Below are 11,823 nucleotides of genomic sequence, written 5' to 3'. Positions count from 1 at the left end.
CCTCTTCCTCCTTCCTTCTCCAGACTTTGCAGTGCCGGGAGAAAAATAGAAGTACGATCGCCCTTAAATTCTGCATTCAGCGCCCTCTCTCGCTGGATCAGACGCCACAAACCGGGCAAAGAAGGCAAAATCTTCCCCAAAGGCGGCTTGCCCATTTTTTGCCCTCTCAGCAAAAATTCCAAACCCTGCTCCGGCAATCCCATCATCCGAAAGATTTCGCCCAACAAAGTCGCATTAAAATAGGCGTGAGAGCCCAGTAAAGTTGCCGTTTCATTAAAGTTTAAGCCGATCGCGCGATCGCCCAAAACCACCTTAAAAATCTCTCCCCAAACCCCGCAAGTCAGCGGCCGGTTAATCGACCAAGTTAGGGGACGAATTGCCCCGGGAATCACTTCTGCTGCAATAGTGCGCGTCCAAAACGGCTGCAAATTTGTAATCGGGCGGCTTTGCAAAATCCAAACTTTTTCCCCGTCCCAACTCCACTCAATATCCTGCGGGATTCCGTGAAAAAAAGCTTCGATAGCTTGCGCTTGTTTGACTAATTCTGCTATAACTTTTTTATCAAAACTTGAATTATTTTCAAGTGCGCTTAATGGTTTTTCTAAAATTTCAGGTGTACTAAAATCAATTTCTAAATGAACCGGAGTAACTTGTCCGCCGACAACAGATTCAGCACCTCCCGGCAGAGCTTCAATAATAATTTGGGAAGCGCCATCTAAAGGATTGCGGCTGAACATGACACCCGCAATTTGGCTGTGAATGTATGGCTGAATCAATACAGCCATTTGGGTATCGGTGAGTTGTCGTTGGTGGCGGTAATCAACAGCTTCGGCAGTCCAATAAGACTGGCGGCAGCGATTAATGCCGTCGAGCAATTCAGCTTCAGTGAAAACAGGACCAATAGTTTGATATTGTCCGGCCGCCGAACTAATGTCGCCATCTTCTCCCGCAGCAGAAGAACGAACAATCATTCGATTTGGGATTTGGGATTTTAGATTTTGGATTACAGAATTACTGATTAACAGTCGATCGGCAATTTCCTCATTCCTTCTTCCTTCTTCTTTCTTCCTTCTTCCTTCTTCCTTCTTCCTTCTTCCTTCTTCCTTCTTCCCTCTTCCTTCTTCCTGCGATGGCAATATAAAACCAGCAGGTACGTTAAAACCTGCGCGTTTCAGTTGAGACAATTTAGCAGCTTTATCGCCGCAGATTGCAACATCTAACGAGTCATCAAGAGAAAACAATTGCTCTGATTTAGATAAACCCATATCATCACCCTGACTGAAATTAATTGCTGCTAACAAAACAGCTAATCCTGCTGCGGCTAAAAATTCGGGCAAAGATTGTCGCCACGCCCAAACCCAAATTGGCGTGCACAGACACCCGCAACGGGAAGCAAAGAGTCTCGCCCGATCGCCCTCACCCCACCACCGTTGTGCCAAACCCCACACCAGAATCCCCCAAATGCCCGATGATACAGCCATCGGCGGCGAAAATACCAAAAGACCCCAAACGGCGTTGGTAACGCCTCCACCACGGGCGATCGCATATCTGCCTGCAACTAGAGGAATTAACAGCACGATCGCGATCACAGGTGCATCCGGGAAGCAAAATCGCCCCGCCAAAACCGGCACAATACCCCTGGCAATTTCCGCCAACACCGCAGCAATTCCCGCTAATTTCCCCCCGTGAATGAAAGCAGCAGACACGCCCACATTCCCCGTACCCAGCGCCCTCAAATCTCGGCTGCTAAAGACTCGCACCGCCCATCCCGTTAGTGGTAAAGCACCTAGGCTGAAACTAGCAGCCAACAGCAATGCTATTGTCAGCAACGACATAAAATCAGCTCTCCTATTTTCAAGCTCTAAACATTATGACGGCAATTCTGTCAATTTTTCTGTCTTCCGATATATCAACAAAACAGCATTAGCACTTAAGATAATGTAAAAGTAGAGTAGATAAGGATTTAGCCTAATGATAGATATCACCTTGACCACTCCCATAGCAGTTGTTGTTGCACCCATCAGGCAAGTAATGATTGACCTGCTGATGCAGCAGCCAGTTCCGGAATCAAGTGTCAGCTTGAGCACTCCAATATTAGTTCTTGTTGCTGGCTTTATTGCTGCCACTACGATCGGCTCGATCGCCTGGTATAACTCCAAGCGTCCCCCCGGTTGGGAAGCGAAAGAACGCCCTGATTTTGTACCCAAAGTTGATAAAGATGATTTGATTTCTGAGGTTTCTGATTCAAAGAAAAAATAGAACAAAGCTGTTTGAGATCAAAAAAAGCTTTGAGAGGAATAGAAATTACCCTTGCATATCTATCCGGTAGGGTGCGCCTCGGCGCCCCTTACTCTGCTATGTATAAAAGCTTTGAGTGAAGAGTTTTAATTGACCGAAAGCACTAATGTCAATAAAGCGATCGCTCATCCCGTGCTCGAACCCTTTATTGACCTTGATGCCAGAGATCATTAGATAGATGTAATCATAGAAATTAGGACTTACGCATTGACAGAATAACAAAATAGTGCATAGATAAATAAGGGTCGTCTAGTAATGGGTATGGGAGAATGAGAGAAATTACTAAACCCTCTACGGCAGAATGCAATCTAGACATCTACACCTTATTTTTGCTGGCAGAGCCAAAATATGGAGGGTGTAGTAGGTTAGCCGAGATATTGGGAGATGTTTCACATGATAGTATCAATCGCTTTTTATTGAGAGAGAGATATGAACCAAAAGATTTATTTAGCATAATAGAGAAAGTTATCAACCTGGTAGGGGGGATATTAAGTGTAGACGATACAGTTATAGAAAAGATTTACAGCAACCCTAAAAATGCAGAATTAATCAGTTATTTTTGGTCAGGGAAAGCCCATAAAACTATTATTGGCTTAAATTTAATCACTCTATATTACAGCGATATTAATGGTAATTCAGTGCCAATAAATTATAGAATATATGATAAAAAGGAGGGAAAAACAAAAAACGATTATTTTAGAGAAATGGTAAGTGAAATAATAAGCTGGGGAGTCAAACCCCGAATGGTAACAGGAGATAGTTGGTATTCAGGAGTAGAAAACTTGAAATTTCTCAAAAACCAGAAATTGGGTTTCCTATTCGGAATTGAAAAAAATAGAACTGTTTCAAATGAACCACACAAGTATTGTCAGGTAAGCACTCTGGCTATTCCCGAAGAAGGATTAAAGACTCATCTGAAAGAATTTGGATTTATAAAGTTGTTTAGGAAAGACTTTAAAAAAGAAGACTCTAGACATTATATTTTATATCGGCCAGATGAGGAGAAAATTCAAGACATAACCAGAAGTACCTTCGTCACAATTCATGATACTCATTGGGGTATTGAAGCTTTTCATCGTGCTATAAAACAAGTATGTGGAATTTGTCGATTCATGGTTAGAGATACCTCTGCAATAAAAACACATATATTTTGTTCACTTCAAGCTTTTGTGAAATTGGAGTTTATGCGCTCTGAAAACATAATTAGCAATTGGTATGAAGTACAGAGGAATCTGTTTACTTCTGTTGTCCGTGAGCATATTTTTGCCAACCTTCACAAGGATGCCATTATCTAGACTACATAGATGATATTTTTTGTCAATGCGTAAGTCCTAGAAATTTAGACTTTGACGAAAGCTTTAGAGTTCTCAGGAGACTCAGGCTCTTTTGGGAGGCGGCATTTGAGATATCTCATCACCTATTCGTAAATTTGACGGTTAATGCGATCGCCCCGACGATTATTTTCCAGTTTAATGTCATAAGTTTGTTTTTTCGACCTATGGGCGAGCGCTCTAAACCCATGTGGCTGCTTGAGGCTGTGACTTGTTTTCTACACCTAATTGGGTTCGCTTCAAAACCAACAGTGTAATATCATCAAACACTTTTTGAGTGCCAATATGTCGCCGCACATCGTCAATCACCGCTTGCTTGATTTCTTCAGCAGACAAATGCCAGTTTTGGCTAATGACTTCGCACATTGGCTCAAGTCCATACTGCTTTTTGTTAATGTCTTTGGCTTCGGGAATACCATCGGTGTAGAGAACAACACCATCTCCTGGCTGTAGCTCAAGGGAAATGTGACTGATGAACTCAGCAATGTCATCGTGGAGGGCAATGGGGAACCCCAAATCCATCGTGTCAATTCGCTCAATTTCTCCACCAAGGCGCACAATGATTGTTTCTTCATGCTGCCCACTGATGCTGACCCATCCTTGAGAGTAATTTAAAATCGCCAAGGTGAGACTTTTTTCAGAGTTCATGCGCTTGACGTTTTTGTAGAGCGTGCGGTTGATCACATCTAGAAACCGCACCGAATCTAGTTCGCGGATCTCATTGAGGGTACGAACGGCTGTTTGCGCCATCAGCATCAGTATGCCGCTTTCCAAGCCGTGACCTGTGACATCCCCGATCCCGAGAGTAACAACGCCATCGGTGTTCAAGACATCATAGTAGTCGCCACCGACTTCATCGGCAGCATCCATGTATCCAGCAATATCCAGTCCATCAATTTCTAGTTCATCAGCATTGGGCAGAATCATTTGCTGCATTTGACGCACGATATCCAATTCAGCAGCCATGCGGAAATTATCTTCCTTAAGTTTTTCATTGAGAGCGACGATCGCTTCATTGGCTGTTGCTAAGTCAGTAGTACGTTCCTTCACCATCGCTTCCAAAATCACTTTTTGTCGCTTGCGATCGCTGATGTCTTGAACAATACCTTCGTAATAAGCAATCTGACCCTGGCGATCGCAAACCGCACGGGCATCCATCTGTGCCCAAATAATCGAGTGGTCTTGGCGATACGCTTGAAATTCAAAGTTTTGCACCTTTCCCCGATCTTTCATCAAACAGCGAAACTCATCCCGCTCCGATGCGTTAATGTATAATTGCTCACCAATATTTGTTATCTGCTCGATCATCTCTTGTGGCGAGTTATATCCGTAAATTCGAGCCATTGCGGGGTTAAGACTAATGAACTTGCCATCGGGGGACGATTGAAAGATACCTTCAAGGGCATTTTCAAAGATGCCCCGGTAGTTTTCTTCAGCAACCAGCAATTCTTCGTTTTTGCATTCCAAGGTTTCAAACGAGTCCTTGAGTTGCCCAAGAGTATCTTGTAATTCTTGGGTCATCTGGTAAAAAGATTGGGTGAGGACTTGGATCTCATCACCTTGAGAACGGATTTCTTGAGGAGTTTGTATCAGGATGTTAGGGTGCTTTTGTGTGATGATGGTGTGGCATTTTTCGACGATGGGTTGAAGGCGATGATTGAGTTGCTTAACAAAGATGAAAACGACGATCGCCAAAATAAGTCCTGCCCCTAAAGCACTACCCACGGTGATGAAGAAAACGGGTTGGAAAACCAAAGCACGGGGAACAACCGCAACCATGAACCAATTAGCTCGTCTAACTTTTTGCCAAACTAAATAGTTTTGCTGGGTTTGGAAGAAATTATTACTGTGGGCCTTGAATTCCTGCCAATATTCTTGCAGTTCGGGAACGTCGGCGTAGGTAGCGAGGGCTTCAGCTTTGCTGGGATTAGGGGGATAGGCAAGGATATGACCTTGTTGGCTGATGATTGTAAAGTAGCCACCACCGGAAAAGACCGCTTTATCAAGGGCTTTGCTCATAGCGGAGACGTTGACATCAATTCCTGTCATCCCGATCAATTGGTTTTGGTGATCGCGGATCGGGGCGAGGTAGGTAGTCATGGTAATCCCGTACCACCGATAGGGTTCCATCCATTGGTTTTTGCCATTATTGGCAATCAGCGTGTAGTAATTCTGCTTAGGGTAGTTGTCGTCTTTAAACAGTTCACAAAACAAACTGTCTTGGTAGGGTGAAGGGAGAGATTTACCTAATTGTCCTACGGCTTTTTGGTCTTGATAAAAATAAGGCCAGTACCATTGGCGATCACCCAAAATTCCATAAGGAGTTTGCCCAAACCCGGCAGCCATAGACAGTTTGGGTCGCTGCAAGTAGGTATCAAACACCAACGCTTCATAGGCTTGAGACTCAGTGATGCCCTGCACCTTGAAGTTTTTGACGGAGATTGCCAAGTTTATCCCCGTTCTCTCTGCCTCAGCTAATTGTTCTTCAATTAAAAGCACCTCAGTATTGAGATGTTTTTTAATATCATTTTTTGCCTGTTTTTCTAGAATTTGATAGAACAAGAAGGTCATTCCCCCCAATCCCGTCAAGGCTCCTGCTAGCACATAGAGGAATAGAGTTGTCCCTAAAGACTGTTTCATAGGAATTTACTCAAAACAACCGGATAATAAATTTATGACGTACCACTCGTCATGGTCATACCCCGGGCAAAATCCAGACTGATTATAGTCGTCATACTAATTTAGAGTTCTATCTAACTCTCTACCCAAAATAAACTTGTTATTTTAATATTTGGGTTTAACCTAAATTTGACTGCTAACGCGATCGCCCCGACTATTATTTTCCAGTTTAATGTCATAAGTTTGTTTTTTCGACCTATGGGCGAGCGCTCTAAACCCATGTGGCTGCTTGAGGCTGTGACTTGTTTTCTACACCCAATTCAGTACGCTTCAAAACCAAAAGCGTAATATCATCAAACACTTTTTGAGTGCCGATATGGCGTCGTAAATCGTCAATCACCGCTTGCTTAATTTCCCCAGCCGATAAAGGCCAGTTTTTGCTAATGACTTCACACATCGGCTCAACGCCATACTGTTTTTTGTTAATGTCTTTTGCTTCGGGAATACCATCGGTATATAGCACTATACCATCTCCTAGCTGTAGCTCAATTGAAATTTGACTGATGAACTCAGCAATGTCATCGTGGAGGGCGATGGGGAAGCCTAAATCCACTGTGTCTACTCGCTCAATTTCTCCTCCTCGTCGCACAATGATTGTTTCTTCATGCTGACCGCTAATGCTGACCCGTCCTTGGGAGTAATTTAAAATCGCTAGGGTGAGACTTTTCTCAGATTTCATGCGCTGCACGTTTTTATACAGGGTGCGGTTGAGCGCATCTAGGAACCGCACCGGATCAGTTTCGCGGATTTCCTTTAGGGTACGGACTGCCGTTTGCGCCATCAGCATCAAGATACCGCTTTCGAGTCCATGTCCGGTGACATCGCCGATGCCAAGAGTGACAACACCATCGGTCTTTAAAACATCATAGTAGTCGCCGCCGACTTCATCAGCAGCAGCCATGTATGCAGCAATATCGAGTCCTTCAATTTTCAGTTCCTCAGCATTGGGCAGAATCATCTGCTGCATTTGACGTACGATATCCAATTCCGCACCCATGCGAAGATTGTCTTCCTTGAGTCTCTCGTTGAGGGTATCTAACTTTTGCGCGGAGTCTGCCAGTTGCTCTATGGCTTGTTCGAGTCGATCGGATTGTAAGGAGATCGATTGGTCAAAAACATCAAGCAACTGCCTCAAAGTCGCTACCTGGGATCTAAGCTGCGCTATCTCCTGCTCAGTGTTTATTGTGAATATTTGCTTAGAGGCTGTATCAGATTCATCTTTTTTTTGAGCGAAGACAGCTCCTCGATCGAAGGGCAGCAGTGCTGTCTTTACGTTTAGCGCCAGAGTGCTGAACATCTGAACCGTGCTAATAGGAATCTGGACTTTCAAGAACATGATAATTGCAAACATATTGCCCGAAGGCAATAGACCACCAAACCCTAACACAGACTTGATTCCGAAGGGAATCACAAAGGAGTCCTGAGCGGGAATATAGGGACTGCCAATCGCTTCAGGTACATGGAAAACGTTGTATTTCCTCTGCTCGATTTCTACCAAAAGATTCGGGTCAGGGTTGATAACTGTTTTTATATCTAAGCCGAGCTGTCTGATGAGTTGTGAGATCATCGGTATCTGAGCGACTACAGATTCGCTTGCCAGTGGAATAGCCTTGTGTCCAACGGATTTGTGTCTTGAGTTCCATTCCGTTTGTTCTCCTACCGTTGCCAGTAGAGTCATGCACTTCATCGCAGCCAAAGGGGAATAGTGGTCCAACATACTACGGGCATACTCGGCAAGTTCGACTTCTAAGTCTTCATAAGGGTGAGTTTTTAACAAACGGACGAGGGCGCAGGATTTCTCACCAGTTGGCTTAGTACAGAAATTTTCGTAAAGATACCTAACAATTCTGTTACTCGCCTCTTCCATACTTTCAACCCCCAAGCCGAACTGGCGTAGGGCCAACCCGCATTCCGCCATGTCCCTTAAAGTGAATCTCGTCAAGTCGTACATCGGACTTCCTCATCGATTTGGAAATAACGGCAACTAAGACAAACAGTGCCACAATCCAGTAATTATCGTGCATTTCGGCAGGTACTCGCACCGCAGCCATGCCCATATAATGCTTACTTCCAATGCCAGATCCCATGAGAATACCGGGGATTAACAATGAGAACCTGTGTGCAAAACCTCGATGCAAGCTGTATAAGTCGATACCAGATGCAATGACTGCGGCAAGCAAAGAGACAATCACAATGGGTAAATTGTAGGCGATCAATACTGGCAGGTAATAAGCTATAATTCCTATAAAGTGCATTGCCCAAATGCCCGTTCCCATTGTCAAAAAACCACCAATTAACCAACTACAGCGAATATTTTCACCTTTTTTTGGATTCATTATCCCCGGTAATTCTAAGGCTTATAGAAGGCAAAAACGACCATAATGATCGAAAAAATGACAATAAAAAAATAGTATTGAACAACGATTAATAGATTAGTATCATAGAAATTTAGACTTAGAGTATGGCTTGGAAGTTCTCTGAAGATTTAGCCTCTTGCGTGGTGCTGCAATTGAGGTATCGTACCACCACCTCGTAAATTTGACGGTTAATGCGATCGCCCCGACGACCATTTCCAGTTAAATGTCATAAGTTTATTTTTTCGAGGTATTGGCGATCGCTCTAAACCAATGCGGCTGCTTGAGGCTGTGAGTTTTTTTCTACACCTAATTGGGTTCGCTTCACAACCAACAGCGTAATATCATCAAACACTTTTTGAGTGCCGATATGTCGCCGTACATCGTCAATCACCGCTTGCTTAATTTCCCCAGCCGACAAATCCCAGTTTTGGCTAATGACTTCACACATCTGCTCAACGCCATATTGTTTTTTCTTAATGTCTTTTGCTTCGGGAATACCATCGGTATATAGCACTAAACCATCTCCTAGCTGTAGCTCAATTGAAATGTGACTGATGAACTCAGCAATATCATCGTCGAGGGCGATAGGGAAGCCTAAATCCATTGTGTCGATACGTTCTACCAGTCCACCGTTTCGCACAATGATTGTTTCTTCATGCTGCCCGCTGATGCTGACCCATCCTTCGGAGTAATTTAAAATCGCTAGGGTGAGACTTTTGTCGGAATTCATGCGCTGCACGTTTTTATACAGGGTGCGGTTGAGCGCATCTAAAAACCGAACCGGATCAGTTTCGCGGATTTCCTTGAGGGTACGGACTGCCGTTTGCGCCATCAGCATCAAGATACCGCTTTCGAGTCCATGTCCCGTGACATCGCCGATGCCAAGAGTGACAACGCCATCGGTGTTTAAAACATCATAGTAGTCGCCGCCGACTTCATCGGCCGCCTCCATGTATGCGGCAATATCGAGTCCTTCAATTTTCAGTTCCTCAGCATTGGGCAGAATCATTTGCTGCATTTGACGCACGATATCCAATTCAGCAGCCATGCGAAGATTGTCTTCCTTGAGTCTCTCATTGAGGCTAATGATTTCGTCGTTAGCACTTGCTAGTTCTGCCGTGCGTTCTTTGACTTTATATTCTAACGTTTCAAACAATTCCTTGAGTTGACCTGCCATACGGTTGAAGGAGTTTCCCAACTTATCAAGTTCAACTAGGCGACTGTGTTTAACGTATTGCTTCAAGTTGCCATCTGCCATGTCTTCTGAGGCTTCGGTAATCAGCTCTATAGGGCGGGTAATCCAACCAGCGGTGAGAATACCGATTAGGAGCGCCATCATCAACGCTACCACACACAACCCTATTGTGGTACGAGTATGAGCATTGATTTGACCCATGAAGTCGGATTCTGGAACTACAGTCACGATTAGCCAGTTCAACCCAAATAGGTCTTGCCAAGGATGAACAAGGACAAAGTAAGATTTTCCTTGAATTTGAAAGCTCAAACTTTGCCTGTCTCTAATTCCCTGAAAACTACTAAACCGATTTTTTAGAGTTTGAGCTGTCCTTTGAATTAACGGATCATTAATGCTTAAGGCACTAAAGCGTTGGGTCTTACCATTTACTTTGCCAAAAGAGGGTTGAGAACTAGAATTGGCTATTAACTGCCCATCTCGTTCAATGACAAAGACACGTCCTGATGAGCTAATATTTAAGTCGCGTAAAAAGTTGGTAATATTTGATAGTTGTAAATCAACCCCAATCACGCCAAGTATTTTGCCGTTTTTTGCATAAATGGGACGCACTGCCTCTACAGCCATGAAGTTGAGTGGGTCAACAGAATATACCGAAGTCCAGGTTGGTTTACCTGCTTTAGCCGCCTGAATATACCATGCGGGTACCCCCTGGTCGGGTGTCACCTTCTTAACATTAATCCGTCGTAGCACTTTACCCCGATCGCCCTGCTTGTTCACGGCATAGGTAGCTAAATCTCCGTTTGTTCTTGCAGAGACTTCCTCAATGATGACTCCTTCCGCTGGAAGGTATTTGCCAGCCCCAATATAGCGTCCATCTGCTAACCCATATGAGATAAAGCCAACATTATTAAAGGCTTGCACCTGCTTCCAAAAATAACGTCCAGCCCGGTCAAAGTTTTCTAGATTGAGTAATTCTGTCTCAATGGCATCAATATTGATCTGATTAATTCGATGAGGTAGGGAAAGATAGTCAGTTAGGTGCTGATCGGTGCGGTTGCTCACCTCAGCCATCAACTGGTTAGCAAGATCGGTTACGGCTTGTTCTCCACTTCTAAATGAGAGATAACTAACTAAGCTAACTGCTGCAACAATTTGCACAACGAAAGGAACAACGAGGGCAGTACGGAGAGGAAATTTACGAGAAGTATTTTTCAAAGATTTAATGAGTATAGTGGTTCACTAAAAATAATTCACGCTTTTAGCATCGCTTCCAGTTGTTGTGATGTGTTATTAGGAGTTTCTACCTGTCGCTTCACAACCCGCAATGCACTATCATCACTGGCTTAGGGGGATACAAACGGCGTTTTAATCCCACACAAAGCCTGCACTGGCTTTATATGGAGCTGTAGACATCCCTATTTTCTTGCAACCAGCAGAGCTGTGGGATTCGCTCTCAGCAGTTTACAGGGCTTATGTCCTGTATTATACAGATATTGGGGTCATATATGAAAAAGTTTTCCATCGCAAGCGACACCAATCAGTCGGGAGAGATACGGGCAAAAATTTTGATAGGGAAAGATTTAATAACACCCTGATGCAAAGGATATCTCAAACTATGTTATTTTTTTATAAAAAGATATCCAATTATGTGGGGGCGATCGGGTATTTTATACATGATTACGAGGCTTCTTTAAGCCTAAAAGTGTCGAGGATTTTTCCTGGCTATGCAGAACGACCGAAAAATTTAAGTTTAATAACGAAACTTGCCTGGGAGTTTTGAGATAATTTACTCACAACAGATGTCGAGTTTAGCACTGTTGGCAGCAGAAGTCGTTCACGCAATTAATAAGAATCCAGTCAGTTTTATTGACAGCAAAATAGTTGATTTTAATCCTTCTGTTTTAGATTTGTCCAACCTGATTAAAAATAACCCTCACTACTCTTATGCATTCGCACCATAAAT

The 11,823-nt window shown here is 43.7% G+C and carries 7 protein-coding genes; 2 read left to right on the top strand and 5 right to left on the bottom strand.

The window, feature by feature from the left end; translation table 11 throughout:
- The coding region (locus QT994_RS05000) for a glycerol-3-phosphate acyltransferase (protein WP_333172252.1) at nucleotides 1–1,835 on the bottom strand (1,835 nt) is incomplete at its 3' end.
- Between the two features lie 211 nt (nucleotides 1,836–2,046).
- On the opposite strand from QT994_RS05000, the gene psb35 reads away from it, so the two are divergent.
- Together psb35 and QT994_RS04990 are read left to right on the top strand one after the other, a co-directional pair.
- Complete coding sequence (gene psb35 / locus QT994_RS04995; RefSeq protein WP_333049870.1) at nucleotides 2,047–2,259, top strand: photosystem II assembly protein Psb35; 213 nt, start codon at nucleotides 2,047–2,049, stop codon at nucleotides 2,257–2,259.
- A gap of 308 nt (nucleotides 2,260–2,567) precedes the next feature.
- On the top strand, nucleotides 2,568–3,593 hold the full coding sequence (locus tag QT994_RS04990) for an IS701 family transposase (RefSeq protein ID WP_445243871.1): 1,026 nt from the start codon (nucleotides 2,568–2,570) through the stop codon (nucleotides 3,591–3,593).
- Between the two features lie 216 nt (nucleotides 3,594–3,809).
- On the opposite strand, the gene QT994_RS04985 is transcribed toward QT994_RS04990, so the two are convergent.
- The 4 genes from QT994_RS04985 to QT994_RS04970 form a co-directional block, all read right to left on the bottom strand.
- Entirely contained in the window at nucleotides 3,810–6,269 is a 2,460-nt protein-coding gene (locus QT994_RS04985; RefSeq protein WP_333172250.1) for a SpoIIE family protein phosphatase, read from the bottom strand.
- A 250-nt stretch (nucleotides 6,270–6,519) separates the two neighbouring features.
- A complete protein-coding gene (locus QT994_RS04980; RefSeq protein WP_333172248.1) occupies nucleotides 6,520–8,259 on the bottom strand; it encodes a SpoIIE family protein phosphatase in 1,740 nt (579 codons plus the stop codon).
- On the bottom strand, nucleotides 8,180–8,644 hold the full coding sequence (locus QT994_RS04975; RefSeq protein ID WP_333172246.1) for an MHYT domain-containing protein: 465 nt from the start codon (nucleotides 8,642–8,644) through the stop codon (nucleotides 8,180–8,182). Before QT994_RS04975 ends, QT994_RS04980 begins: the two co-directional genes overlap by 80 nt.
- 283 nt (nucleotides 8,645–8,927) lie before the next feature.
- A complete protein-coding gene (locus QT994_RS04970; RefSeq protein ID WP_333172244.1) occupies nucleotides 8,928–11,075 on the bottom strand; it encodes a SpoIIE family protein phosphatase in 2,148 nt (715 codons plus the stop codon).
- Nucleotides 11,076–11,823 lie beyond the last annotated feature (748 nt).

This window comes from Microcoleus sp. S13_B4 (assembly GCF_036700885.1).
GTDB lineage: Bacteria > Cyanobacteriota > Cyanobacteriia > Cyanobacteriales > Microcoleaceae > Microcoleus.
Note: the sequence above shows the minus strand (reverse complement) of the source record. Positions and strands in the feature narration are given on the sequence as shown.